This window comes from Stenotrophomonas sp. SAM-B, from assembly GCF_013387485.1.
Classification (GTDB): Bacteria; Pseudomonadota; Gammaproteobacteria; order Xanthomonadales; family Xanthomonadaceae; genus Stenotrophomonas; species Stenotrophomonas maltophilia_AA.
In genome coordinates this window covers 145,906-172,330 of record NZ_JABBXB010000005.1, presented here as the reverse complement: position 1 = coordinate 172,330, position 26,425 = coordinate 145,906, and the positions used below count along the sequence as shown (strand labels likewise).

Genomic DNA, 26,425 nt, shown 5'->3' with positions numbered 1-26,425 from the left:
CCGGATGCGTATCGACGTCGTCACGTTGTTCCCCGAGTTCATGGCGCAGTCGGCCGCGCTGGGCGTGGTCGGCCGTGCCGCTGAGCGCGGCCTGCTTGAACTGCACGGCTGGAATCCGCGTGACTATGCCGAAGGCAACTACCGCCGGGTGGACGACCGTCCATTCGGGGGTGGCCCGGGCATGGTCATGCTGATCGAACCGCTGCGGGCCTGCCTGGCGGCCGCGAAAGCGGCCGATCCGGCGCCCGCGCCGGTGATCTACCTCAGTCCGCAGGGCAAGCCGCTGACCCAGGCCAAGGTCCGCGAGCTGGCGGCGCTGCCGCGGATGATCCTGCTCTGTGGCCGTTATGAAGGCATCGATGAGCGCTTCCTCGAGGCCGAGGTCACCGAGGAAATCTCGCTCGGCGATTACGTCCTGTCCGGCGGTGAGCTGGGCGCGGCGGTGATCGTCGATGCAGTGACCCGGCTGCAGGAGGGGGCCCTCGGCGATGCCGAATCGGCCGCCCAGGACAGTTTCGAAGGCCCGCAGGGTCTGCTGGACTGCCCGCATTACAGCCATCCGGCCCAGCATGAATGGGGTACCGTCCCCGATGTGCTGCGCTCGGGCAACCATGCCGCCATCGCCCGCTGGCGCCGGCAGCAGTCGCTGCTGCGCACGGCGCTGCGGCGGCCGGACCTGCTCGACGAAGGGCAGTTGTCCAAGGCCGACCGCCTCCTGCTGGAGCAGGCGCGGCAGGCCGTGGCCAAGGATCCGACCCCCTAGCGCGGGGGCGGAATCTTGTTTACAATCCGGGATTGCCATCGGCCTTTTGGGCCCGTTGGTAGGATCCCTACAAAAAAACGTGCAGCACAGTCCGGTGACTGCATGAGCCCACGTTGTCGAACGACACGACCACCCGAACACTATCGGTGCACCCATGAGCAAGCTGAACAAATCCATCCTCTCGGACTTCGAATCCGCCCAGATCACCCGCGAGCTGCCGAAGTTCAGCCAGGGTGACACCGTCGTCGTCAACGTGAAGGTGAAGGAAGGCAACCGTGAGCGCGTCCAGGCTTACGAAGGCGTCGTCATCGGCACCAAGAACGCCGGCCTGAACTCCGCGTTCACCGTCCGCAAGATCTCGCACGGCTACGGCGTCGAGCGCGTTTTCCAGACCCACAGCGCCATCATCGACTCGGTCGAAGTGAAGCGTCGTGGTAAGGTCCGCGCCGGCAAGCTGTACTACCTGCGTGGCCTGGAAGGCAAGGCTGCCCGCATCAAGGAAGATCTGGCTGCTGCTGCGCAGGCCAAGGCCGCGCGCCTGGCTGCCAAGGCTGCCCAGTAATACCCGGCCGACAACTCCGGTTGTCGCCTCAAACGGCCACCTTCGGGTGGCCGTTTGCATTTGTGGCCTCGTGATGGAGAAGCACATGGACCGTTATCCCGCTGACGTTCGCAACGCCTTGCAGGCCATGGCCGACGCCAACGTGCCTGCCGGCATGCGTGCGCCGCCGATGCACCGGCTGCTGTGGCGCATGGGGCTGCGCGTGCCGCCGCCGCTGCTTGCCAGCTTCAGTGCCAACCTGTTCGTGATGGGCGGGCTGTTCGGCGTGTTGTGGGGCGTGTTGTGGCGTGCCTTGATGTGGCTGGTGCTGGACCTTGGCTCACTTACGCTGGGTATCACCATCGGCAGTGCTGTCATGGCCGGGCTGTTGTTCGGCGTGCTGATGGCGCTGCTGATGCAGCACCAGCGGCGCCGCTACCAATTGCCCGCCTGGAAGACCCTGCTGCGGGGCCCTGCGGCCTAATCCGGCCGTGCGGTGCCTGCCGGGGCCGGCTGGAGCGGCGTGGTCGGGTTCGGGTCCGCCACGGGCGAGGGGGGCGAAGCGGGGACCTCGGCCGGTGCGGCCAGTTCCTCGCGGTGGCTGGGCAGCATGCGCGCCTTGCGCCAGCCGCCCCAGCGGTAATACGCCAGCGACATCAGCATCGCGCAGAACGAGCTGACCGGGAAACTCCACCACACCGCATCGGCGCCCCAGCGGTCCTGCAGCAGTTCGGCGAACGGCACGCGGATGCCCCACAGCGAGGCGGCCAGGATCAGCAGCGGCGGAATCACCGCGCCGGTCGAGCGCACCACGCCGGAGATCACGAAGTTCACGCCGAAGAACAGGAACGACCACACCGCGATGTGGTTGAGGTGGCGCGCCACTTCCAGCGCCTGGCTGCCCTCGGGCAGGAACAGGGCCAGCGTGTAGCGGTCGAGCAGGATCAGCGGCAGGATCAGCACGCCGGTCAGCAGGAAGTTGTAGAGCACGCCGCTGCGCGCGGTGCCGCGCACGCGGTCCCAGCGCTGCGCGCCGACATTCTGCGCGGCCATGGTCGAGCACGCCGCGCCGATCGCCATTGCCGGCATCTGTACGTACGTCCACAGCTGCAGTGAGGCGCCATATGCGGCGGCGGTGTCGGTGCCGTAGCTGTTGACCATGGTCATCATCAGGATCATGGACAGCGAGATCAGCACCATCTGCAGACCCATCGGCACGCCCTTGACCACCAGGGCACGCAGGATTTCGCCGTCGATCTTGAACAGCGCCATGTCCTTGCGCCCCAGCCACAGCACGTGGCGCTTGTTGCGCATGTACCAGAGCAGGCCGAGCAGCGAAAGGGTCTGCGCGATCAGCGTGGCCCAGGCCGCGCCGGCGATGCCGAGCTGCGGGAAGGGGCCGATGCCGAAGATCAGCAGCGGGTTGAAGCCGATATCCAGCACCACCGAGAGCAGCAGGAAGCGGAACGGCGTGCGTGAATCGCCCACGCCGCGCAGCGCCGAACTCAGGAAGGCGAAGGCGTACAGGGTTGGCATCGCCAGGAAGATGATGCGCAGGTAGGCCTCGGCCAGCGGCAGGGATTCGGCGGGCGTGCCCATCGCCGCCAGCAGCGGGTGCGACAGCCACCAGCCGGCGATCGCGATCACGACCGACAGGCCGATGAAGAAGGTCGCGCTGGTGCCCATCACGCGCCGGGCCTGGGGCAGATCGCGCGCACCCATCGACTGGCCGATCAGGATCGAGGCGGCCATGCCGATCCCGAACACCGAGCCGATCAAAAAGAACATGATGTTGTTGGCGTTCGCCGTGGCGGTCAGCGCTGCCTCGCCAAGGAAGCGGCCGACCCATATCGCATTGACTGAGCCGTTCATCGACTGGGCGATGTTGCCGGCCAGGATCGGCAGGGCGAACAGGAACAGATTGCGCCCGATGGGGCCGGTGGTCAGGTCAAGCGGCGCTTTGGCCATGTGCGCTGGAGATCGAGCTCAGAGAGCGGCACACTAGCATCAAGCCCGTCAGTGGGATATCGCGATGCGCACCACCGCGTCTCAATGCACGTCCGCCGCTCCACCCGTAGTGCCGGCCGCTGGCCGGCTACAGAGCGTCCCGGCTGACCGGTTCATCCCCGCCGCGCTGGCCCTCTTGATTGGCGCCTCGCTGACCGCATGTTCGAGTACGGACGAGCGCCTGCGTGACACGCAGGTGCGCCCGATGGACCGACCGGAATGCCAGGTCGGCAGCCAGCGCCGCGATCTGGATGCCGGGGGGCCGGCGCTGATCGGCGGTACCGGTTGTCGTGGCACGCCGGACGCTCCGCAACCCCTCAACCGACAACCGGCCAATGCCGTGGAGCTGGATAGGAAGCATGACTGACGCAACACCGGTGGCCGCCGTGCGGCTGGACGTGTGGCTGTGGGCCGCGCGGTTCTTTCGGACCCGCAGCCTGGCCAAACAGGCGGTCGAAACGGGCAAGGTCGATGTGGCCGGGCAACGCCCGAAATCCTCGCGCGCGGTGCGCGTGGGCGAAGCGCTGCAGATCAGCCGCGGCGATGAAGTGTTCGATATCCAGGTGCTTGGGCTCAGCGAAATGCGCGGCCCCGCTCCGGTGGCGCAGCAGTTATACGCCGAGAGCGAGGCCTCCCTGGCACGCCGGGCGGAACTGCGCCTGCAGCGCGCCGCGGCGAAGAACGGGTACCAGCCGCCGGAGCACAAGCCGGACAAGCGTGCGCGTCGATTGATCCGTGCGCTGGGCGATCTGGACGCCTTGTGATCTGCATGCGGCGCACATGAAAAGACCGGGCCCATGGGCCCGGTCTTTGTTTCTGCGCGCGACGTCGCCTCAACGCAGGTCGTAGCGGTCCAGCTCCATCACCCGCGCCCAGGCGGCCACGAAGTCACGGACGAACTTCTTCTCACCGTCCGCGCTGGCATAGACCTCGGCCAGTGCACGCAGCACCGAGTTCGAGCCGAACACCAGGTCCACCCGGCTGCCGCTCCAGCGCGGCGCGCCCGTGCTGCGGTCGCGGCCGCTGTAGCCATCGCCGTGGGCGACCCACTGCGTACGCATGTCGAGCAGGTTGACGAAGAAGTCGTTGCTCAACGTACCGACGCGATCGGTGAACACGCCGTCCGTGCTCCCGCCGACGTTGGTACCGATCACCCGCAGGCCACCGACCAGTGCGGTCATCTCCGGCGCGGTCAGCGTGAGCAGCTGCGCACGGTCGATCAGCAGCGCTTCGGCAGGCACGCTGTAGCGGCCCTTGACGTAGTTGCGGAACCCGTCGGCATACGGCTCCAGCACCGCGAACGACTCCACATCGGTCTGCGCCTGGCTGGCATCGGTGCGGCCGGGGTTGAACGGCACGCTGACCTCATGGCCACCGGCCTTGGCCGCCTGTTCGACACCCACATTGCCGGCCAGCACGATCAGGTCGGCCAGCGAGACCTGCGCGCCGCCGTCGCCCTTGAAGCCGGCCTGGATCTTCTCCAGCACGGCCAGCACCTTGCCGAGCTGCTGCGGCTGGTTGACCGCCCAGTCCTTCTGCGGGGCCAGGCGCACACGTGCACCGTTGGCGCCGCCACGTTTGTCCGAGCCGCGGAAGGTGGAGGCCGATGCCCAAGCCGTGGAGACCAGCTCGCCCGCGCTCAGCCCGGCGGCCGCGATCTGCTGCTTCAGCGTGGTGATGTCCTGCGCGCTCAGCGTGGTCTGCGGTGCCGCCGGCACCGGATCCTGCCAGACGAATTCTTCGGCCGGAATCTCAGGGCCGAGATAGCGTGCACGCGGGCCCATGTCGCGGTGGGTCAGCTTGAACCACGCCCGGGCGAAGGCATCGGCGAAGGCCTGCGGGTCGGCCAGGAAGCGGCGCGAAATCTTCTCGTAGGCCGGATCGACGCGCAGCGACAGATCGGTGGTGAGCATGGTTGGGCGGTGCTTCTTCGACGGATCGTGCGCGTCGGGAATGATCGCCTCGCTGTCCTTGGCGACCCACTGGTGCGCACCAGCGGGGCTCTTGGTCAGCTCCCACTCGTGCCCGAACAGGATCTCGAAGAAGTCATGGCTCCACTGCGCCGGGGTGCGCGTCCACGTCACTTCCAGGCCGCTGGTGATGGTGTCGCCGCCCTTGCCGGTGCCGAACCTGTTGGCCCAGCCCAGGCCCTGGCTTTCCAGCCCGGCCGCTTCCGGTTCGACATCGACATTGTCGGCCGGGCCGGCGCCGTGGGTCTTGCCGAAGCTGTGGCCACCGGCGATCAGGGCGACAGTCTCCTCATCGTCCATGGCCATCCGACCGAAGGTGTCGCGGATGTCGAACGCCGCCTTGAGCGGATCGGGGTTGCCGTCCGGGCCTTCCGGATTGACGTAGATCAGGCCCATCTGCACCGCCGCCAGCGGATTCTCGAGGTCGCGCGAGTGGATGTCGCCGTCAGCGTCATCATCGGAGACCAGCACGCCGTGGTCTTCCTGCACGCCTTCGGAGCCATGCGCATAGCGAACATCGCCGCCGAGCCAGGTGGTTTCGCGGCCCCAGTACACATCCTGGTCCGGTTCCCAGGTATCCGGGCGGCCACCGGCGAAGCCCAGCGTCTTGAAGCCCATCGATTCAAGCGCGACGTTGCCGGTCAGCACCAGCAGGTCGGCCCAGGAGATCGCTTGGCCGTACTTCTGCTTGATCGGCCACAGCAGGCGGCGTGCCTTGTCCAGGCTGACGTTGTCCGGCCAGCTGTTGAGCGGAGCGAAGCGCTGCTGGCCGCGGCCGGCGCCACCACGCCCATCGCCGATGCGATAGGTGCCGGCACTGTGCCACGCCATGCGCACGAACAGGCCGCCGTAATGGCCGAAGTCGGCGGGCCACCAGTCCTGCGAGTCGGTCATCAAGGCCTTGAGGTCGGCTTTGAGGCCGGCGTAGTCCAGCCCCTTGAAGGCCTGGGCGTAGTCGAACGTCTCATCCAGTGGATGCGAGCGGGTCGAGTGCTGGTTGAGCAGGTCCACCCGCAGCTGCTTGGGCCACCAGTCGCGGTTGGTGGTGGCATCGCCGACGAGGGCGTGGTTGAACGGGCACTTGGCTTCGCTTTTCATGGGTATCTACCTGTGGACTGGCGAACGTGGAAACCACCGGCGCGGGGGAGGCGATGGCGACGTCGGAAACGTGGTGCCTGCGAATGCGGGCGTGGGGCGCCGCGATGTGAAGGCGTACCCACACGTTAGACACTGTCGTTCATTCAGTACATTTGAATGAATCAACCAATGCGATAGGCGCAGGCTATTTCCAGCGCCTGTCCTCAGCGCTTGCCGAACAGACCGCCACCGAGCTTGAGCAGGTCACCTACGCCGAGCTGCCCATCGCCGTCCTGGTCCAGCACCGAGGTCAGCAGGCCGCCGCTGTTGGCGCTCTGTGCTTCCTGGCCCAGGACCTGGCTGAGCTGGTTCGGGTTGCCGCCGCTGGCAAAGCGCTGGGCAAGATAGGACATGACGATCGGCGCCAGGATGGCGAGCAGCTGGCTGGTCTTGCTGCTGTCCAATCCCGTGGCCTGGCTCAGGCCCTGGGTGGCGCGCTCGGTGTTGCCGCCGAACACGTGGCCGAGGATGCCGGCGCCATTGGTGGCATTGCCGCCGCCTCCGCCAAGCACGCTGCCGAGCAGACCGCCCAGATCGAAGCCGCCGCTGCTGGCGGGGGCGTGGTCACGCTGCAGGGCACCGAGCAGGGCCTGTGCACCCTGCGGTTCCTGCGCATTGCGGCCCATCGCGCCGAGCAGCAGCGGCAGGGCCGCGCCGATCGCGCCGCTGGCCTGGTTCTGGTCGATGCCGAGCTGCTGGGACACCTGCTGCAGGCCTTGGCCCTGCTGCAGCTGCTGGAAGAGGGACGCGGCAAGCGATTCGGTATTCACGGCGGACTCCAGGGCAGGGATGGGAACCGGCCGAGCATAGCGCTGCGTTCACTACGGGAATGCGAAGAATTCACGCGGGTGGGATGCGCCCACCCGACCAACGGTCGGGTGCTACCGGTTCCGTGTGGAGCCGGCCAGCGGCCGGCACTACCGCACCGCCGTGGTAGGCCACGACCGTTGGTCGTGGCCAGCCCGGACGCTCCTTCAGAGCAGCGTCTTCAACCGGTACAGTGCTTCCAGTGCCTGCTTCGGGGTCAGCTCGTCCGGATCGATCGCGGCCAGCGCATCCTGCGCGGCCGTGTTCGGCGCGTTGAACAGCCCGAACTGCTGCGGTGCATCCAGCGCCTGCGCCGCGACCACCGCGGACTGGGTCTCGTGGCTGCGCTGTTCCAACTCGGCGAGGCGACGCCGCGCCTGGGCCACGGTCGACTTCGGCAGGCCGGCCAGCGCGGCCACCTGCAGGCCGAAACTGCGGTTGGCCGGACCGTCCTTCACCGCGTGCATGAACACCAGGGCGTCGCCATGCTCCACCGCATCCAGGTGCACGTTGGCGATGCCGCTGGCGCCGCCTTCGTGTTGTTCGTCGGCCAGTGCGGTCAGCTCGAAGTAGTGCGTGGCGAACAGCGTGTAGCAGCGGTTCTGGTAGGCCAGATGCCGCGCGACGGCGTCGGCCAGGGCCAGGCCGTCGTAGGTCGAGGTGCCGCGGCCGATCTCGTCCATCAGCACCAGCGACTGTGCGCTGGCGTGGTGCAGGATGTAGCTGGTCTCGGCCATCTCGACCATGAAAGTCGACTGCCCGCGGGCCAGATCGTCGCCGGCGCCGATGCGGGTCAGGATGCGGTCGATCGGGCCGATCACCGCGCGCCGGGCCGGCACGAAGCTGCCGATGTGGGCCAGCAGCACGATCAGGGCGTTCTGGCGCATGTAGGTGGATTTACCGCCCATGTTCGGGCCGGTGATCACCAGCATGCGACGGTCCGGATGCAGGTCCAGGTCGTTCGGCTCGAAGGGCTGCTCGCGCACCGCTTCGACCACCGGATGACGGCCCCGCTCGATCTTCAGGCAGGGGGCGGTCTCCAGTTCCGGCCGCGCCCAGTCCAGTGCCTGCGCGCGCTCGGCGAAGCCGGCCAGCACGTCCAGTTCGCTCAGGGCGGCGGCGCACTGCTTGAGCGGCTCCAGCCCGCTGGCGAGGATGTCGAGCAGCTGCTCGTACAGGAATTTCTCGCGGGTCAGCGAGCGTTCGCGTGCGGACAGCACCTTGTCTTCGAACGACTTCAGTTCTTCGGTGATGTAGCGCTCGGCATTGGTCAGCGTCTGGCGGCGCGTGTAATGCACCGGCGCCTTCTCGGACTGACCCTTGCTGATCTCGATGTAATAGCCGTGCACGCGGTTGTAGCCGACCTTCAGCGTGGCGATGCCGCTGCTGATGCGCTCGCGTTGTTCCAGGTCGATCAGGAACTGGTCGGCATGCGTGGACAGGCGGCGCAGCTCGTCGAGTTCCGCATCGTAGCCCTCGGCGATCACACCGCCATCGCTGAGCTTCAGCGGCGGCGTCGGCGCGATCGCGCTGGCCAACAGGTGCGCGCACTCGTCATGCGAGCCCAGTGCATCGTGCAGCGCGACCAGGCGCGGAGAATCCAGCGGTGCGAGCACCGCGCGCACCTCGGGCAACAGGCCCAGGCCATCGCGCAGCGTGGAGAAATCGCGCGGGCGCGCCGAGCGCAGGGCCACGCGGGTGAGGATGCGTTCCAGATCACCCAGTGCACGGAAGGCGTCGCGCACGTCGCCCTCGGCGCCGCGATCGATCAGCGTGGCGACCGCATCGTGGCGATGCACGAGTACCTCGCGCAGGCGCAGCGGGCGGTGCAGCCAGCGCCGCAGCAGGCGACCGCCCATCGGGGTCACAGTGGTATCAAGCACGCCGAGCAGGGTGTTGCGGGTATCGCCATCGACGCGCGTGTCCAACTCCAGATGCCGGCGCGTGGCCGCGTTCATGGCGATGGCTTCGCTGGCGGTTTCGGTGGCGATCGCGGTCAGGTGCGGCAGGCGCTGTTTCTGCGTCTCTTCGACATAGCCGAGCAGGGCGCCGGCCGCGGCGGTGGCCCGTGGCTTGTCGTCGATCCCGAAGCCGGTCAGGTCGTGCAGCTTGAAGAAACTCAGCAGCTGTCGGCGGCCGCTGTCGGCATCGAACAGCCACGGCGCGCGACGGCGGATGCCATTGCGGTACTGCAGGAAGGCGGGCCAGTTCTCTTCATCAGGCACCAGCAGCTCGGCCGGCTCCAGGCGGGCCAGCTCGGCCTCCAGCGCATCGTCCGAATCGACTTCGTTGACCAGGAATCGGCCGCCGGCCAGGTCGGCCCAGGCCAGGCCATAGCCGTTCTTCCCTCGCGAGAGCGCCATCAGCAGCGTATCGCGGCGCTCGTCCAGCAGCGCCTCATCGGTGACGGTGCCGGGGGTGACGATGCGCACCACTTTACGGTCGACCAGGCCTTTGGCCAACGCCGGATCGCCGATCTGCTCACAGATCGCCACCGACTCGCCCAGCGCGACCAGCCGCGCCAGGTAGCCTTCGTAGGCATGCACCGGCACGCCGGCCATCGGGATCGGGGCGCCGCCCGAGCTGCCGCGCTGGGTCAGGGTGATGTCCAGCAGCCGCGCCGCCTTGCGGGCGTCGTCGTAGAACAGCTCGTAGAAGTCGCCCATCCGGAAGAAGAGCAGCAGGTCCGGGTAATCGGACTTGGCGGCGAAGAACTGCTTCATCAGCGGGGTGTGTTCGGCGGGCTTCTGGGTCACGCGGGGTCCATCGGTGGCGGGGCCTTGGGCAGGCCGGACTCCACATTGTAGGGGAGGGCCGCAGCTGCGGCTGCGGCCTGCGCACCTAAACGGTTGGCTGACTGAATGGTAGGGTCGGTCGCAAGACGACTGCCGATGGTAAATCCACGCCCGGTAACGCATGACCTTGAACGGAACCGTTCCTCCGGTCGCGTCCATGCGCCACCGGGCGTTGCTCGTCTACGTGCGGTCGTTTGGGAATCGACCCTACCAATCGGGGCCCTTCGGCCAGGGAGGCTCAGCGACCTTCCAGCTGGATCCGGGGATGGGCGGCGAAAATCTCCATGACGATCTGGAAGTAGGTCTGGCCTTCGCCGGCATCGAGCGCCTCGAGCTGAGCGGCGACCGTGCGTACGTTGAACGTGCCATCTGCATCCAGCTTCGCCTGCAGCCATGTGCGGGTAGTTTCCACGCCGAGCGCGATGCGGGTCTGCTCGATGTCCTGCCAGATCACCTTCGCGCTTTCGTGCCCGGCCAATACGCCATAGCCGCCGTACAACATGTCGTCCAGTGCATCCAGGCTGTGCCCGAGCTGCCAATCCTCGTCGGCCATGAAGACCCGGTTGATCTCGGCATAGAAACTGGGGATGTCACCTACTGCGCTGCCTTGCAGCACCAGTACCAGTGGATCGGTGGTGGTCATTCAGTCCTGTCCCTCTGCGCCTGCTCAGTACGACTCTAGCAGTGCCGCCCCATCGCCCAGGTACCAGGCGATGGGGCATGTATATGGGAATTGCCAACGGTTATTTAAATGCGGCGATGCGACATGAAAGAGTGGGCTTCTATTCACGAACCACTCCGGAGGCCGTTCTCCCATGTCCATCGCACGCTGCACGACGCCGTTCAAGGTAATCGGCACCACCGCACTATCCGCCATGCTCCTGCTGGCCCCGCTGGTCTCCTCGGCTGCGGACCAGGCCTCGCCGCTGCGCACCTACCTGGCCGACAAGCGCGAGGCCATCCAGGCCCAGTCGGCGAAGCCCGGCACGCCCACCGCGATCCATGCCAAGGTCACCGCCGAAAGCCGCTCCGGCGTACGCCGCCTGCGCATCGGGCCGACCGGCGAATTCCAGTACATCAGCGACAGCGGGCGCAACTACGCCGGCTACAACCTTGGCGCCGGCTCCTGGGATTCGCTGGTGGGCACGCTGGCCAGCTCGGTGGCAGATGAGTACATCGTGCAGGCGGCCGTGCAGGGCGTGCCGCTGGATGGCCTGGACGTGGTGTTCACCAGCATTCCCGAGCGCAAGAGCGAGACGCTGGCCTACCCCAACAATCTTTCCTACGTGGCCTATATCGATTCGCCGGCCACCGATGCGCAGCTGCAGGCGCTCAAGCGTGCGGTGCATGAGAATTCCTCGGCCATCGACCTGGTCACCCGTCCGCAGCAGGTCAGCCATGCCGATGTGGAATACATCCACAGCGCAGCCGAGCGCGATCCGAAGTTGCCGCCGGGCCTGCGTGACTTCATCACCGAGGAGAAGCGCCCGGCGGTGCTCGCCAGGCAGGTGAAGCCGGGCGCCAAGGCCAAACCGGCCGAGCCGGAAACCCTGGTCGCGCGCGCCCACGTCGAGCCGCGGACCGGCCTGCGTCGGGTGTTCCTGGGCAAGGACGGTTACCACCAGCAGCTGCACGACAGCGCGCCGGGACTGCTCGGCTATGGCCTTGCCCCGACGGTGGAAGAACACCTGCTCGGCGTGACCGGTACCTGCCTGACCCACATCTTCGAAGTGCAGGCAGCCTCGCGCAACGTGCTGCTGGATTCGCTGGAGCTGACCGTGGATGGCCAGGTGAGCCCGCGCTTCGGCAGCAACGTGCGTTCGCCGGCGCGGTACAGCGACATCCGTTACAAGGTGCGGATTGAATCGCCGGCCTCGGAACAGGAGATCGATGCGCTGCGCCAGTCGGTCGAGGCGACCTGCCCGCTGTACAACCTGGTGAAGGACGAGCAGAAGCTTGAAGGCAGCATCGTGCGAGGCGCATATGCGGAAGCCACGCGCTAAGCGCAGTCATCTGGCGCTGGCCCTGTGCACGCTGCTTGCGCCGGCCGGTGAGGCTGCGGAGGCCGCCGAACCTGTAGAGACTGCAGAGGAGGCCGCTGCATCGGCGTCGCAGTCGCAGGGCTCCAACGCCCGCACGCTGGACAAGGTTTCGGTACTCGGCTCGCAGATCGCCGGCGGCGGCGCGCAGGCGGCACTGCCGGTGGTGGCGGTGGATCGGGAGCAGATCGATGCCACCCTTGCCACCAACGGCAACGAACTGTTCCGCAGCCTGCCGCAGTTCGGTGATGTGGCCATTACGGAAAAGGGCACCACCAACGCAGGCCGGAACTCCAACGTCGCACGCGGTGACGTGGGCTCCATCAACCTGCGCAACCTGGGCTCGAAGTACACGTTGCTGCTGGTCAATGGCCGCCGCACCGTGCAGCACCCGATCAGCAACAGCGGCGATGACACCACCTACAACGCCAACGCCATTCCGGTCTTCGGCCTCGATCGGGTCAACCTGCTGCTGGACGGCGCGGCGTCCATCTACGGCTCCGATGCGGTGGCCGGCGTGGTGGACCTGGTGATGCCGAGCAACTTGGCAGATGGCGGCGGCGTTCGCCTGAACTACGGCAAGGTCGCCGATGGCCACCGCGAAGAGGTATCGCTGGACGGGTACTTCGGCAGCGACTTCAGCGAGGGGCGCGGCAATCTCTCAGTGCTGTATGGCTTCTCCAGGCGGACCTCGCAGCTCAATTCCGATGCCTGGTTCACTGCCACCGACGGCCGCCGCGCACTGGGTGATGGCACCAGCGTGCCGGACCCGAACGGGACCACCGGCTTCAGCACCCGAACGCCATGGGGGCATTTCGATACCTATACCGGAAGCCGCCGCACGGGCAGCTGGTACGTCAATCCCACCACGGGGGCGTTGACCTCGGGCACGGTACCCACGCGCTATCACTACGATTCGGCGGCCGAGTCGGGCATCACCACGTCACCGGCCATCCGCAAGGGCAACGTGTTTGCCACGGGACGCTTCGACGTCAACGACAGCGTGCAGCTGTTCGGTGAGCTGGGCTATTACCGTGCCACTTCCGAATCGTGGGTGAGCAGCGAGTCGGGCTTTGGCGGTGATGGCTTCCTGCTGCATATCCGCCCGGATGCGTACTGGGTTCCGCAAGCGCTGCGTGGTGTCGATGCGATCCGGCTGCTCAACTACCAGTTCGCCGATTCGGGCATCCGCCGGGTAAAGGTGGACAACGACCAGTCGCGGGTGCTGTTGGGCGTGCGTGGATGGACCGAGGGCGGCTGGAACTGGGAAACCGCGCTGCTGTACTCCCGCGCCCGCAGCACCGATACGCAGCAGGGCGGGCTGACCGATGCCTTCATCGAGGCGGTGAACCGCACCGACGCCAGCGCCTACAACCCGTTCAGCGGCGGCGACCCCACCAGCATCCGGGTGGGCGATGCCACGCCCTACGACACCTCGTCATTCATCGGCGAGGCGACCCGCGAAGGCACCACGGAACTGGCGCTGTGGGACTTCAAGGTGAACCGCTCCGACCTGCTGACCTGGTACGCCGGCGACATCGGCATGGCGGCGGGCGTGGAGTACCGCTATGAAAGCCGGCGGGATGACCGCGACGAGGACATCGATGGCAGCAACCCCTATACCGACTGGTACACCGGCACGGTCGCGGCCAGCAACTTCTTCACCCACAGCCCGCGGCCGGATGTGCGCGGCAGCCGCAACGTCAAATCGGCGCTGATCGAATTCGCGGTGCCACTGGTGTCCCCGGCGCAGGGTATTCCGCTGGTGCAGTCGCTGGACCTGCAGATTGCCGGGCGTTGGGAGGATTACAGCGATGCCGGCAAGGTGGGCAAGCCGAAACTGGCGGCCGCCTGGAAGGTGGTGGACAGCCTGCTGCTGCGCGGCTCGGTGAGTGGCGGCTTCCGTGCACCGGGGCTGGAGCTGGTGAACTCGCCGCCGACCTATGGCTTTGGCTTCAACAACGATGCGGTCCGCTGCCATGCGCTGGTCACCAAGGGCGCGCAGCCCGATTACACCGCCTGCTTGAATGCCTTCAGCAGCGGTTCGTCGGTGAAGCCGTCAGTGAGCTCGGTGACGTCGTACGGCGACGACGTCAAACCGGAAACCACCCGCCAATCCTCGTGGGGCGTGGTGTTCGAGCCGCAGTTCCTGCCCGAAGGGCTGGGGGCGATCAGCCTGAGCGTGGATGCGTGGCGGGTGAAGGTGGAGAACCCCATCAGCACCATGGGCGAGGAACTGCTGTATGACGCCTACCTGCGCTTGGTGGAAGGCAGCAGCAACCCGAACGTGGTGCGCGCGGAGGTGACGGCGGAGGATATCGCCCAGTTCGAAGGCACCGGCCTGGCGCCGGCGGGCGTGGTGACGCACATCTACAACCGCTACCAGAATCGCCGGCCGCTCACCGCGTCGGGCGTGGACTACAACCTCGGCTGGCGCCTGCCGGAAACGTCGTGGGGCACCTTCTCGCTGCTGGTCAGTGCCAGCCAGCTCAAGGAATACACCCAGCAGAAACCGGCCGAGATACAGCAGGTGGCCGCAGCCATCGCCAGCGGGCAGCTGAACATCCTCGTGCCCGACCTGGGGGCGGCCAACGAGGTGGGCATCAACGGCGCGAAGCCGGAGTGGCGGGCCAGCGCGACCTTGATCTGGAACCTGCAGGACTGGACGGTGCGGCTGCGCGACGACTACATCGACAGCGTGACCGCCGGCGCCTATTCCGACCGCACGCCGTTCGTGGTCGGCTCCACGCAGCGCTGGGCGCTGTCGGTAAAGAAGGAGTTCACCCGCGGGCGGTTGAGTGGAACTGCGGTGGAAGTGGGCGCGCGAAACCTGTTCGACAAAGAGCCACCGCTGAGCACCACCGGCAACTACCTGAGCGCACTGCACGAATCCTACGGACGCTACCTCCACCTCGGCATTTCGAAGAACTGGTGAACATCATGAAGACGCATGCAGTCGTTTCGCTGTTCGTGGTAGCCCTGCTCGCCACCGCGTGCAGTCCGCAGGATCGGGCAACGGGGGTGCCATCCGCCTCCGCGGCCGCAGCCGCGGCGCTGGACTTCCAGGACGAACACACGCAGTGGGTACGTCAACGCAGCGCGGACCTGAGCAAGCCGGATGGCTGGACCAGCCTGATCGGGCTGCACTGGATCGAAGCAGGCAAGCGCAGCGTGGGAGGGGGCGCGGACAATGCGATCCGCCTGTCCATTGCGCCGGATCGACTGGGCGAGGTGGAGCAGCGCGCCGATGGCCTGTACTTCCAGGTCGCCGCCGGGGTGCCGGTCACCGTGGACGGCAAGCCGGTACAGGGCGAGGTGCGCCTGGATCCAGAAGGGGCGGGCGGTGGTACCAAGCTGGCCTATGACGAGGGCAGGGGCCAGATCACCGCGATCAAGCGCGGTCAGCGCCTTGCCCTGCGCGTGCGCCACGCGGACGCACCGGCACGGCGGGACTTCGCGGGCCTGGACTTCTTCCCGGCCGATGAAGCCTGGCGCGTGCAGGCACGGTTCGTGCCGCACCCGGCCGGCAGGACGCTTCCCATCGTCAACGTGCTCGGCGAGGTCGCCGACAACCCCAACCCGGGCTATGTGGTGTTCGAGAAGGAAGGGCAGGAGTGGCGGCTGGAAGCGTTGGGCGACCCGGCCAAAGGCCTGAACCTGATGTTCCAGGACCAGACCACGGGCCGGCTCACCTACGGGGTGGGGCGCTACCTGCGCACCGACCCGGTCGCGGCAGACGGCACGGTGGTGGTGGACTTCAACCGTGCGCACAACCCGCCCTGCGCGTACACGGAATTCGCCACGTGCCCGCTGCCGCCGCCGGAGAACCGCCTGGCCCTGCAGGATGGCAGCGGCGAACGCACGCGGCTGGCGGTGCTGGCCGGGGAGAAGAAGTATGCGGGGGGCAACCACTGACATCCCGACGACGCGCCAATGGCTGCCGGCTGAACAGCGCGTGCGGCGTTGACGCGACATCCACGGCTTTTCACAGGGGGTTCCCAACGCCGCGCAGACACTGGCGCTATGTCATGAAGCGAGGAGCCAACCATGAATCTCTCTACCCGAAACGTGCTGTGTGCAGCGGCCCTGATGGCATCGGTGTTCAGCGCAAGCGCCCAGACCTACGGGCCGAAGGACGAAGGGCGCCGCTTCAACGATGGCACCAAGGTGGTCTGCAAGAACGTTGAAGTGCAGCGCAACAGCCGCGATCCGAACCGCATTGCCGGTACGGCCACCGGCGCGGTGGTAGGCGGCCTGCTGGGCAACCAGGTGGGTGGCGGCAGCGGCAAGAAGATCGCTACCGTGGCCGGCGCAGTAGCGGGTGGCGCGGCCGGTCGCCAGATCCAGGGCAACTCGCAGAGCAAGAACGGCGACCGCGTGGTGGAGCGTCAGTGCTATCGCCGTTGATGCGAACGCGCGCAAGGCGTGCTGAGTGAAACGAAAGGGCTGGCCATGCGCCGGCCCTTTTCTTTAGCGCGTCGGCGGATACCCGGCAATCGTCCGCGCCCCGGTGATGATCATCCGCAGCATCTGCGCGGTCTGTTCGATCATCTCCGGGTCGCGCTCGGGCGGCTGGTCCAGCGCGGTACCGCCCATGGCGAACACCAGCCGGGTGATCGCCTTGGCCACCAGGTGCGGCTCATGCAGCAGCGCGCCGTTGTCGGCGTGCGCCAGCCGGATCAGGTCGACGCAGAGCTCTTCTTCGAAGTAATTCAGTTCGCGCTCGACGGCTTGCTTGAACGCATCCGAGCCGGCGCTGCCTTCGCGCAGCAGCACGTGCAGCAGGCGGTCGTCCGCGCGCAGCTGTTCGAAAAACGTTTCCACGGACAGGCGAATGACACTGCGGTCCGACGATGCCGCGCGCTGCCGTGACTCACCAATTATGGTGCGCAGCGAGCGGCCGGCCAGGTCGATCAGGGCCACGGTCAGCTCGTCCATGTCGCGGAACTGACGGTAGAACGAGTTCGGGGCGATCCCGGCTTCACGCGCGACCTCGCGCAGGCTCAGCGTGGAGACGCTGCGGTGCGGCCCGATCAGGGCCAATGCCGCGGCCAGCAGATCCTCGCGTGAGATCGAGGCTTTGCGCGCGGGATGGGCGTCGTCGGAGGCGGGCAGGGGCAGGTCTGGGGAGGTCATCGGGGGCAGGGGAGTCAAGTCCCTGAATCATAGCCCGTCCCGACTATATACAACTGTATACACAGTCGTATGCTCGGCCGTATAGTGCGCAGCATGAGCACCGTCCCGCGCATCGCCGCCCGCCGTCACACCGCCAGCCCCCGCCGCTGGGTCTCCGAGGAGCTGTTCGACTTCTGGGGCACCCGCCTGCATCCGCTGTGGACCCTGCGTCGCCCGTTGGCACGGCTGGTGTCGCGCACCGCCGAGAGTGCGGATGCCGTCACCCTGGTGCTCAAGCCCAACCGCCATTTCCGCGGCCTGCTGCCGGGCCAGCACATCACCCTGGGCGTGGAGGTCGACGGCCGTCGGCTGTCGCGCAGCTACAGCCCCACCGCGCTGGCCGATGGCCGGCTGGCGATCACCGTCAAGGCGATCGCCGGCGGCGCTGTCAGCCAGCACCTGGCCCGGGCCGCGGTGATCGGAGACGTGTTCGAACTCGGCCAGGCCTTCGGTGAGATGACCCTGCCCGCAGTGCACGGCGAGCGCCTGTTGCTGCTGGCAGCCGGCAGCGGCATCACCCCGATGCGCGCCCTGCTGCGCCAACTCGACGCCTCCGGCATGTCGGCGCCGGTGGACCTGGTGTACTGGGCGCGCCGCCGCGAGGAACTGTGTTTCGCCGAGGAGCTGGCAGCGCTCGCCGCACGGCATCCCTCGTTCTCGCTGCATATCGCGTTGACCCGCGATCCGGCCGCACCGGCCCCGCGCGTGGACGCGTTCGCGTTCGAGGCGCTGGGTGACCTGGGCAGTGCGCGTACCCTGGTGTGCGGCCCCGGCGGGTTTGTCGACGCCGCGCAGGCCCGCCTGCAGGGCCGTGTCGCCTCGCTGCAGTCCGAAGCCTTCACCCCGCCGGTCCTGCCGGCGGCGGAAACGGGCACCGTGCAGGTCGAGCTGCGTCGCAGCGGCCGCACGCTGTCCCTGCCGCGGGGCACCTCGCTGCTGCAGGCGCTGGAAGCCGAAGGGCTGCGCCCGGCCAGTGGCTGCCGCATGGGCATCTGCAATACCTGTGTCTGCGGCAAGGTGTCCGGCGTCACCCGCCACACCCTGACCGGCGAGCACGCGGCCGAACCGGCCACGCAAGTGAAGCTGTGCGTGAACAGCGCCAGCACCGACCTGATCCTGGAGCTGTGACCATGTCTTCCGTGCACAACCGCGCGCTGTCCCCGGCCGAACTGCAGGCCTTCGGCGATGAACTCGATGCACTGCGCGCGCGCCAGCTGGCCACGCTCGGTGCGCGCGACGCGCGCTACATCCGCCGCGTCGTTGCCGCCGTACGCTGGACCGGCGTGGCCGGCCGTGCGCTGCTGTTCCTCGGTGCGTTCGTGCACAGCGTGCTGGTCCCGGCGTGGATCGCCGGCGTGGTGATGCTGGCGCTGTCCAAGATCCTGGAGAACATGGAGCTGGCGCACAACGTCATCCATGGCCAGTACGACTGGATGGGCGATCCGCAGCTGCAGGGCAGCACCTACGAGTGGGACATCGTCGGTACCGCCGACGCCTGGCGCAAGACGCACAACTTCCGCCATCACACCTACACCAATGTGCGCGGGCTGGACGACGATATCGGCTATGGCCTGCTGCGCATCTTCCCCGAGCAGCGCTGGCGCCCGTTCTACCTGATGCAGCCGGTGGTCGCGGTGGTGTTCGCGCTGCTGTTCGAGTGGGGCATCGCCATACAGGACCTGCGCCTGGGCCGCGTGTTCGCCGGCAAGATGACGCTGCGCCAGCTGGGGACGCAGTTCCGCCCGGTCGGCCGCAAGATGGGCAAGCAGATGTTCAAGGACTACCTGCTGTTCCCGGCGCTGGCCGGCCCGTTCTTCCTGCCGGTGCTGCTGGGCAACGTGGCGGCCAACCTGATCCGCAACGTGTGGACCTACGTGATCATTTTCTGCGGTCATTTCACCGCGGACGCGGAGACCTTCCCGAAGGAATGCGTGCGCGATGAAAGCCGCGGCCACTGGTACCTGCGCCAGCTGCGCGGCTCGTCCAACCTGACCGGCGGCAAGCTGATGAACGTCATGTCGGGCAATCTCAGCCACCAGATCGAACATCACTTCTACCCGGATATCCCGGCCAACCGCTACGCCGCGGTCGCGGTCGAGGTGAAGGAGATCTGCGCGCGTTACGGCCAGCACTACAACACCGGTTCGCTGCCGCGCCAGTTCGGCCAGGTGATGTGGCGGATCGTGCGCCATGCCTTCCCGAGCAGGCCGGGCCGCGCGCGTGCGCTGCCGGCGGTAGGCGAGGCGAGTCGCCAGCCGGGCTGATCAGAGCGGGAGCTCGAGCTGGAGGCGCAGCAGCGGCGAAGCCCTGCGTTGCCGCCGCAGCTGCTCGGTGCCTTCGTCGCTGATCCGCGATTGCCCGGTGTGCAGCGACGGGTGCAGCGTGTTGTTGAGGCTCAGCCGTAGTTTGCCGCCTGCGCGCAGCGACCACAGCGAATACAGGTCCAGCTCGCGTGCGTAGGCGCTGGTCTCGAACTGTCCGGGACTGACCTGCACCGAACCGCCGGTCCGGTAGGTGTAACTGCCGCCGACCGTCCAGCCGGTGCGAATCAGATAGTCCGCGCCCAGCGTGCTGCTGAAGCGCACCTGCTCATCGAGGCGGTTGTCCGGACCGGGCACATCGTCCACGCGCGAATCGTTGGCCGTCGCATTGAAGCGGAGCGCTACATCCGGCGCAGCGGCGATCACCTGCGGCAGGCGCAACGCGGTATCCATCTCCACGCCCCAGGTCATCGCGGTGCCGCCGTTCACCGGCGAGGCCACCCAGCGCCCGTCCTGCAGATGCGTCTCGGTGCGGATCACGTCCGTGATCCGTCGCACATAGCCCCCCACACTCAGCTGCGCGCCTTCCTTGCCGTAGGTCTCGTAGGACAGGTCCAGCCCGGTCGCCAGCTCCGGGCGCAGCGCAGGGTTGCCGCGTTCGTCGGGATTGAGCGGGCGGTTGTTGGTGGAGGTGTACGGACGGGGGATCAGCGATGCCAGCGTGGGCGAGCGGTAGGTGCGGGTGAGCGCGACGCGCAGCTGATGGCTCGTGGTGCCGGGGATTTTCCAGAGCGACTGCAGCACAGGCGACAGTATCTGCTCGCGCCGATGGATGCCGCTGAATCCGCTGCCTTCACTACGCGTATCGATCTGCTCCCACCGCGCCCCGGCATAGACCGACCAGCGCTCGCTGAGGGTGACGTCGTCCTGGGCATAGAGCGCCAGCCGCCGGATGCGGGCGTCGAAGGCCAGGTCACTGAACCACTCCGCTTCCCCGCCGACCGGCAGCAGGTGCTGCATCCGCGACTCGTCACGACGGTCTTCGCTGCCTTCCCAACCGAGCTGCAGCGCATGACGCCCGCGGGATGTCAGTGTGTATTTTCCGGTGCTGTTGAGGTCGCGCACGCTCAGCCGCGCATTGGTGTGGTCGTCCAGGTTCTGTTGCCCCTCCGGTGACCGACCCTGCTCGCGGTAGGCATAGCGCTCGCGGTTGCCGCCGAGGCGCAGTCTGGTGGTGAATGTGCCGCCCTGTTCGAAGGCGCGCGTCCACGTCACGCTGCCGTTGGCCTGGGCGACATCGATGCGCGTGCGTTGTTGATACCGACTCGTCCGCAGTGGCGCGCCGAGTGTGCTGATCCACTCGATGTCAGTGACGCGGTTGAACCGGCTGGCATCGACGAGGCCCTGCAACGCAAGCGTGTCACCGTTCTCCAGCGTGGCTTCCAGGCTGGGGGCCAGCGAGAGCACATCGCGGTTCCCGCCCGCGCGCAGGGTGGTGTCGCGCAGCACGGTCCGGGTTCCCTCTGGGTCCCACGCGCGTTCGGTGCCGGTTTCCTCGACGAGGAACTCGCGACGCGATGCGGTCGCCGAGATCGCACTGCTGCGATGTCCGGCGCGCCGGTTGCGCTGCCAGCTGGCCGAGGGCGTGTTGCGGCCATTGCTACTGCCCCAGGCCACCGTCAGCTGGTCGGCATCCGTGCGTGCACCGGCGGCCAGCACGATGTTGATCGAGCCGGCGATCGCTTCGCCACGCTGGTCGGCGGTCGGCGCGCGGATGATCTCCACCCGCTCGACCATCTCCGGCGTGAGCGAATCCAGATCGAAGCCGGTGGGCGCTTTCTGGCCATTGAGCAGGATCTGGGTGTAGCCCGCGCCCAACCCTCGCAGCGACAGCGCGCCGCTGCGACCGGGGGCGCCGGTGCCGACGGTGATGCCCGGCAGGCGTTTGAGCGCATCGACCAGGCCAGGGTCGCCGTACTGGCGCAGCGCCGCGGCGCCGATCACGATCCGGGTGGCGGTGTCGTCGCGGCGGATGTCGTAGGCCTGCGCCTGCACCTGTACGGTGTCCAGCGCGGTGGTCGGCGGAGTCGCTGGCGCGGGGAGTGACTGCGCAGCGCTCGGGAACGCGGTGCATAGCGGGGCCAGGGCCAGGGCGATGCGGAACGAAGAAGTCATGGGCGATCCGTGCAGAAGGGCCAGGTACGCATTTCGCCGGGCAACACGCGCCCCTCCTGTGGCCAGGAAAACGAAATGCAGCGGTGGTTTCGGGGGAGCGGCTTAGCGGGTCATGGCAGGTGCGCCTGCGGATCGACGCGCTCACCGTTGCGCAGCATTTCCAGATGCAGGTGCGGGCCGGTCACGCGCCCGGTGCTGCCGACCCGTGCGATCTGCTCGCCGGCATGTACCTGCTGGCCGACCGCCACATCGGCACTCTGCAGGTGGGCGTACAGCGTCTGCCACCCCTGGCCGTGGTCGATCACCACCACCGTGCCGTACTGCGGGCCATCGGGGTAGGCGGTCGTTGCGGCCACGACGCGGCCGTCCGCCGGCGCCAGCACTGGCGTGCCCGGGCGCGCACCGAAATCGGTGCCGCGATGCGGGCGCTGACGGATGCTGCCGGTATCGCCGAAGCGACCCGTGATCCGCGGGGTGACCAATGGCGCCTGGAACAGGATCTCGATGGGGGTGTTGCCCATCGGCGGCAGCGGCAATGCGGCGTGGGTGGTCGAGCTCAACGCCGGGGCACTCGAGGCGGCAGGGCCTTGCAGCGGTCGCGCGGTGCTGGCCTGCATCACCATCAGCGCGCAGCCGATGATCAGTGCGCTGCCCAGCAGCATGGCACCTCGTGATCCCGACAGTGGCCTTGCAGCATCGCCATGCAGCATGTGGCGGATGCGGATTTCATGCCCGGCCAGATCGCGGTGGGTCAGTGCGGTGGAGGGCCTGTGGGCCGCCGTGGAAAGTCGCAGCGTGCGTACGTAGGCTGCAGCGAACTCGCGCCCGCCGTGGGCATCACCGGCGAGTGCATGTGCATCACAGCGCAGCTCTGCCGCCAGCTGCACACGCGCACCGATCCGCGCCAGGAACGGGTTGAACCACAGGAGCGCATTGAACACCGCCATCAGCCCGGCGCGTTGGGGATCGCAGCGCATCAGGTGAGCGGCTTCATGGCCGAGGATCAGGCACAGGGCGCGATCATCCAGCGCTTGCAGTGCCGAGGCCGGAAGCACGATCAAGGGCCGAGGCCAGCGCACCGCGAACGGGCTCACCGGCAACGTGCTGAGCCGGCAGGCGATGCCGGCCGACTGCAGCCGAAGCGCTGAAGCCCGACTGCGCGGGCCTGGCCAGGCTTCCGGCGCGATTAGCGTAGTCGCGCGGCACAGCCGGCCCGTCGCCCGCGTGCCGAGCAGGACGCGCAGCAATGCGACACCCACGCCGATCAGGTAGAGCGCGGCCAGCAACGTGGCGGTGGCCGGACGCGTCCAGCCGGACGCCATTACGGTCCGGTCCGTCGCACCGGGATTGCCCAGGTCCAGCGCGAGCGGCAAGGGCATGCTCAACGCCGTTGGCAATGAGACGAGCGGTGCGGGCGCCCACAGCGCCAGTACTGCCGACAGCAGCACCGGCATCACCGCCAGCAGCCACAGCCCCATCCAGTAGCCCTGCGCGGCGTGGGAGAGACCCAGCCGCCGGTGGAGACGTTGGCCGGCGGCCCACGCGAGCCAGCCACCGGCCAGGGCGCCGGCCCCATGCACCACCCAGAACCCGAGCGTCGGCAGGGTCATGCCGGGTCATCCTGGGCAGGCGCGCGCAGCAGGGCATCGAGCTGCTGGAGTTCCTGCTCGCTGAGCAGGCGGCTGTCGGCGAAGGCCTGCGCCGGCAATGCGCCGTCGAGCTCCAGCACCCGGCGCGCGAAGTCGGTGCTGAGCGCGGCCAGCGTGGCGACCTTGCCCACCTTCGCGCGGTACATGTTCAAGCCGTGCTCGACGGTTTCCTTGACCAGACCTTTGTCGACCATGCGTTCCAAGGTCTTGCGGGTGGAGGAATAGGACCAGTCCAGCGTGGCCACCGCACCGTTGTGCACTTCGCGCGCGCTGCAGGCGCCTTGGCGCCAGAGCGCTTTGAGCAGTTCCAGCTCGGCATTGGAGGGGCTAGGCAGTGCGGACATGAGACTCCAAGCGTGGCGAGGTGTCGCAAGTGTGCGACACATGTCGCACGCGATGCAACAGGTCGGTCATTGAAGCGGATCAATGCCGCCGACGGCCGGTCAGTCGCTCTCGCCGAGCCGGCCTTCGGCCAGCGGCACCCGCGAGCCGTCCAGCAGACCGCGGCTAAGCGTGCCGTTCTCGATGAACAGCAGCTCGCCGTTCTCGCCGTTCTTGATGCTGCTGTCGATGGCGATGATGCGGTCACCGTGGAAGCTGCTGACATGCGGCATCGAGGTGTGGCCGACCACGATGCGGGCGAGGTCCAGTTGTTCGAGCAGCGTCTCCACCTGGGCGGTGTCCATGCGGCCATCGAAGTAGCCGCGGTACCAGATCGGGCTGGTCTTGCCGTCGAACAGGCGGGCGGTGTCCGGCGCGGCCTTGACCTGGTCCTTGGGCAGGCCGACCGCCGCTTGATAACCGGCATTGGTCGCATCCATCCCGCGGACCAGGTCCAGGTTCTCCGGTGCGATGCCGCCGTGCAGGAACAGGGTATCGCCGACGCGCAGCAGCACCGGGCGGGTGCGCAGCCACTGGCCGATCGTCGAATCGGGGCCATACAGCGCCGGATAGGAGCGGCCGAGCAGCTGCGCGGTTTTGAGGTACTTCGGGTTGACGTAGCGCAGGTCGTTGTAGAGCACCATCGTCTCGTGGTTGCCGAGCACGAAGTGCACCGCACCACCGGCGGCCGCGGCCTGTTGCTGCAGGCTGTACAGCAGCCAGAAGGCCTCGGTCACCTGCGGGCCGCGGTCGAACACATCGCCGGCCACCACCAGCGTGGCGTCGCCCAGCGCCCAGCGGTCCTCGTTGTCGATCACCTGGTGGGCGCGCAGCAGCGTGATGAGCAGGCCGTACTGGCCGTGGATGTCCGACAGCGCGACGATCCGCGGCGTGGCCGGGAAACGGGCGATCTCCGCGGTGCGCGTCGGCAGCACCGTCAGCGGGTGCGGATAGCCGCATGCGGGCGCGATCACCGTGGTCTCGCCGCGCGCCGGCAGTGTGCGGCGGACCACCTGGTCCTTGCATACCCAGGCCGCTTCCAGCCCCGTGGCGGTGCGGAACACATAGGGGCCGTCGGCATCGACGTGCTCGGCCGGTGCGGCCACCTCGCGCGCGGCGCCCAGCAGCGGTGCCATCAGCAGCGTCGACTGGAGCAGCAGCACGGCAGGGCGGGTCAGGGCGCGGCGGATCGACATCGGGGTGTTCCTGTGGCGGAGTGCAATGCGGCGATGCTACGCCGCCTGCGCCGCCCCGGGCATGCGCCATTGGTCAGCCCGGTATGCCGCAACAGGTGCCTCACCCGCGCTGCAGGGCCTGTCGTCCGGGTGCATCGGGCAGGTCATCGCTGGCCAGCACCACCCGGTCGCGACCGCGTTTCTTGGCCTGGTACATCGCCGCATCTGCACGCGCCATCAGGCGCTCGTAGTCGGGATGGCCATCATGAGCCGCCACGCCGATGCTGGTGGTCAGCGACAGCGCCTGGCCACTGGCCAGCTGCACCGGGCTCTGCGCGATGTGCTTGCGCAGGTTCTCGGCGATCACTTCGGCCTGCACGTCGGTGGCGGCCACCAGCACCACCACGAACTCCTCGCCGCCATAGCGGAACAGATAATCGCTGCCGCGGGTGAGCTGGCCCAGCAGGGCGGCCACGTGCTGCAGGGCGCGGTCACCGCCGTCGTGGCCGTGCGCATCGTTGATCGCCTTGAAGTGATCCAGATCGAGCAGCAGCACCGAGAACGGCGTCCGCGTGGAATTGGCCAGTTCGATTTCACGGCGCAGCACGGTCGGCAGGAAGCGGCGGTTGAGCAGGTTGGTCAACGCATCGCTGCCGGCATCGAGTTCGCCGATCCGCTCGAACAACATGCCCATCAACGTACGGATCTGCGCCAGCCGCTCGCGGATGCCCTGCAGGGCGCCGAAGCGTGCCGCGAAATCGGCATGCGCCAGGGCTTCCTGCAGCTGCGTATCGACCGCGGCCACCAGCGCACCGACCTGGCCGGTCTCGCTGCTTTCGCCGAAACTGGGAATGCCCTTGTGGGTGAACCACAGGCCGAACTCGGACTGCGCCAGTCCGGTGAGCTCCGCCTCGGCATTCTGGCTGGCCATCGCGTAGAGCAGGGCGTTTTCCCAGTCGAGCAGCAGGGCACGCTGCCGTTCGCGCTCGGTGCTGACGTTCTGCACCAGCGAGAACAGGCGATACGCCGCATCGGTACGCGAGGAGCGCTCACGTGCGTGGGTATAGGCGAGCGTCATGCCCTCCAGCGCGATATCCATCGACGCGCTGAGACAGTGGATCGCCGCGAACGCGGTGGCGCTTTCCTCGGCCTGCGCGATGATGCGATCGAACAGGCGGTGCTTGAGCACGCGCGCGCCCCGGGCGACCAGATCCACCGGGATGCCGACACGGGCGTGCACGTCACCGATCACGCGCTGCGCGGCGACCAGTGCGTTGATGCTGTCCGGTGTGGCGGTGAGGATCTGCTGCAGCCAGCGCTGCATCGCCGGCTTCAGGCGCAGCCGCACCTGGTCGTGCGAGAGGAAGCGGCCCGCGCGCGGGTCTTCAAGCAGCACATCGTAGAAGTGGTGGGCCAGCTCGGGCGGGCTTTCCGCCGACAGGCTCGCCAACAGTGTCGCCGCGGCGGCCGGCGTCTGCGCCAGCGTCTGGCTCCAGGCCAGCGCGAGCGGCTGGCTGGCATCATCAAGGTTTGGAACGTTATGCACGATT

22 protein-coding genes are annotated in these 26,425 nt (G+C 67.7%); 11 read left to right on the top strand and 11 right to left on the bottom strand.

What is annotated here, in order from left to right; translation table 11 throughout:
• Positions 1-4: 4 nt before the first annotated feature.
• From trmD to HH110_RS12850, 3 genes are all read left to right on the top strand, one after another.
• Positions 5-763, top strand: a complete 759-nt coding sequence (trmD, locus tag HH110_RS12860) for a tRNA (guanosine(37)-N1)-methyltransferase TrmD (protein WP_176990033.1) — start codon at positions 5-7, stop codon at positions 761-763.
• A 154-nt stretch (positions 764-917) separates the two neighbouring features.
• Entirely contained in the window at positions 918-1,325 is a 408-nt protein-coding gene (rplS, locus tag HH110_RS12855) for a 50S ribosomal protein L19 (protein WP_019184486.1), read from the top strand.
• Between the two features lie 85 nt (positions 1,326-1,410).
• Positions 1,411-1,788, top strand: coding sequence for a DUF6404 family protein (locus HH110_RS12850; RefSeq protein WP_176990032.1), 378 nt, complete (start codon positions 1,411-1,413; stop codon positions 1,786-1,788).
• Here the strand turns inward: HH110_RS12850 and HH110_RS12845 are convergent.
• A complete protein-coding gene (locus tag HH110_RS12845; RefSeq protein WP_176990031.1) occupies positions 1,785-3,272 on the bottom strand; it encodes an MATE family efflux transporter in 1,488 nt (495 codons plus the stop codon). The two genes, HH110_RS12850 and HH110_RS12845, sit on opposite strands and share 4 nt — an antisense overlap.
• Before the next feature lie 244 nt (positions 3,273-3,516).
• On the opposite strand from HH110_RS12845, the gene HH110_RS12840 reads away from it, so the two are divergent.
• On the top strand, positions 3,517-3,678 hold the full coding sequence (locus HH110_RS12840) for a hypothetical protein (RefSeq protein WP_241696564.1): 162 nt from the start codon (positions 3,517-3,519) through the stop codon (positions 3,676-3,678).
• A complete protein-coding gene (locus HH110_RS12835; RefSeq protein ID WP_176990030.1) occupies positions 3,671-4,075 on the top strand; it encodes an RNA-binding S4 domain-containing protein in 405 nt (134 codons plus the stop codon). Before HH110_RS12840 ends, HH110_RS12835 begins: the two co-directional genes overlap by 8 nt.
• A 69-nt stretch (positions 4,076-4,144) precedes the next feature.
• On the opposite strand, the gene katG is transcribed toward HH110_RS12835, so the two are convergent.
• From katG to HH110_RS12815, 4 genes are all read right to left on the bottom strand, one after another.
• The gene (katG, locus tag HH110_RS12830) at positions 4,145-6,379 is read right to left on the bottom strand and encodes a catalase/peroxidase HPI (protein WP_176990029.1); all 2,235 of its coding nucleotides are present in this window, start codon (positions 6,377-6,379) and stop codon (positions 4,145-4,147) included.
• Between the two features lie 203 nt (positions 6,380-6,582).
• Positions 6,583-7,188, bottom strand: a complete 606-nt coding sequence (locus HH110_RS12825; RefSeq protein WP_176990028.1) for a DUF937 domain-containing protein — start codon at positions 7,186-7,188, stop codon at positions 6,583-6,585.
• A gap of 204 nt (positions 7,189-7,392) precedes the next feature.
• Entirely contained in the window at positions 7,393-9,948 is a 2,556-nt protein-coding gene (gene mutS, locus HH110_RS12820; RefSeq protein ID WP_176990135.1) for a DNA mismatch repair protein MutS, read from the bottom strand.
• Between the two features lie 310 nt (positions 9,949-10,258).
• Complete coding sequence (locus HH110_RS12815) at positions 10,259-10,663, bottom strand: barstar family protein (RefSeq protein WP_176990027.1); 405 nt, start codon at positions 10,661-10,663, stop codon at positions 10,259-10,261.
• Between the two features lie 172 nt (positions 10,664-10,835).
• Here HH110_RS12815 and HH110_RS12810 point away from each other — a divergent pair, with 172 nt between their 5' ends.
• The 4 genes from HH110_RS12810 (at position 10,836) to HH110_RS12795 (ending at position 16,466) form a co-directional block, all read left to right on the top strand.
• Positions 10,836-12,023 (top strand): OsmC family protein, encoded by a 1,188-nt coding sequence (locus HH110_RS12810; protein ID WP_176990026.1) that lies wholly within the window; start codon positions 10,836-10,838, stop codon positions 12,021-12,023.
• The gene (locus tag HH110_RS12805; protein ID WP_176990025.1) at positions 12,004-14,994 is read left to right on the top strand and encodes a TonB-dependent receptor; all 2,991 of its coding nucleotides are present in this window, start codon (positions 12,004-12,006) and stop codon (positions 14,992-14,994) included. The genes HH110_RS12810 and HH110_RS12805 overlap by 20 nt, the downstream gene beginning before the upstream one ends.
• A gap of 5 nt (positions 14,995-14,999) precedes the next feature.
• Positions 15,000-15,974, top strand: a complete 975-nt coding sequence (locus HH110_RS12800; RefSeq protein WP_176990024.1) for a DUF1684 domain-containing protein — start codon at positions 15,000-15,002, stop codon at positions 15,972-15,974.
• Positions 15,975-16,148: 174 nt separating this feature from the next.
• Positions 16,149-16,466, top strand: coding sequence for a glycine zipper 2TM domain-containing protein (locus tag HH110_RS12795; RefSeq protein WP_237334345.1), 318 nt, complete (start codon positions 16,149-16,151; stop codon positions 16,464-16,466).
• 63 nt (positions 16,467-16,529) lie between these two features.
• On the opposite strand, the gene fabR is transcribed toward HH110_RS12795, so the two are convergent.
• Positions 16,530-17,195 carry an HTH-type transcriptional repressor FabR gene (fabR, locus tag HH110_RS12790; protein WP_176990134.1) on the bottom strand — a complete coding sequence of 222 codons (666 nt, stop codon included), beginning with the start codon at positions 17,193-17,195 and terminating at the stop codon, positions 16,530-16,532.
• A 93-nt stretch (positions 17,196-17,288) separates the two neighbouring features.
• On the opposite strand from fabR, the gene HH110_RS12785 reads away from it, so the two are divergent.
• Both HH110_RS12785 and HH110_RS12780 read left to right on the top strand, forming a co-directional pair.
• Complete coding sequence (locus HH110_RS12785; RefSeq protein WP_176990023.1) at positions 17,289-18,362, top strand: ferredoxin reductase; 1,074 nt, start codon at positions 17,289-17,291, stop codon at positions 18,360-18,362.
• A gap of 2 nt (positions 18,363-18,364) precedes the next feature.
• Positions 18,365-19,498 carry an acyl-CoA desaturase gene (locus HH110_RS12780; protein ID WP_176990022.1) on the top strand — a complete coding sequence of 378 codons (1,134 nt, stop codon included), beginning with the start codon at positions 18,365-18,367 and terminating at the stop codon, positions 19,496-19,498.
• On the opposite strand, the gene HH110_RS12775 is transcribed toward HH110_RS12780, so the two are convergent.
• The 5 genes from HH110_RS12775 to HH110_RS12755 form a co-directional block, all read right to left on the bottom strand.
• Positions 19,499-21,670 carry a TonB-dependent siderophore receptor gene (locus HH110_RS12775; RefSeq protein ID WP_176990021.1) on the bottom strand — a complete coding sequence of 724 codons (2,172 nt, stop codon included), beginning with the start codon at positions 21,668-21,670 and terminating at the stop codon, positions 19,499-19,501.
• 110 nt (positions 21,671-21,780) lie between these two features.
• Complete coding sequence (locus HH110_RS12770) at positions 21,781-23,280, bottom strand: M23/M56 family metallopeptidase (protein WP_176990020.1); 1,500 nt, start codon at positions 23,278-23,280, stop codon at positions 21,781-21,783.
• Positions 23,277-23,663: a BlaI/MecI/CopY family transcriptional regulator gene (locus HH110_RS12765; protein WP_176990019.1), complete on the bottom strand. Its 387-nt coding sequence runs from the start codon at positions 23,661-23,663 to the stop codon at positions 23,277-23,279. Before HH110_RS12765 ends, HH110_RS12770 begins: the two co-directional genes overlap by 4 nt.
• 99 nt (positions 23,664-23,762) lie before the next feature.
• A complete protein-coding gene (locus tag HH110_RS12760) occupies positions 23,763-24,896 on the bottom strand; it encodes a metallophosphoesterase (protein ID WP_176990018.1) in 1,134 nt (377 codons plus the stop codon).
• Positions 24,897-24,996: 100 nt separating this feature from the next.
• On the bottom strand, positions 24,997-26,421 hold the full coding sequence (locus HH110_RS12755) for a diguanylate cyclase (protein WP_176990017.1): 1,425 nt from the start codon (positions 26,419-26,421) through the stop codon (positions 24,997-24,999).
• Positions 26,422-26,425 lie beyond the last annotated feature (4 nt).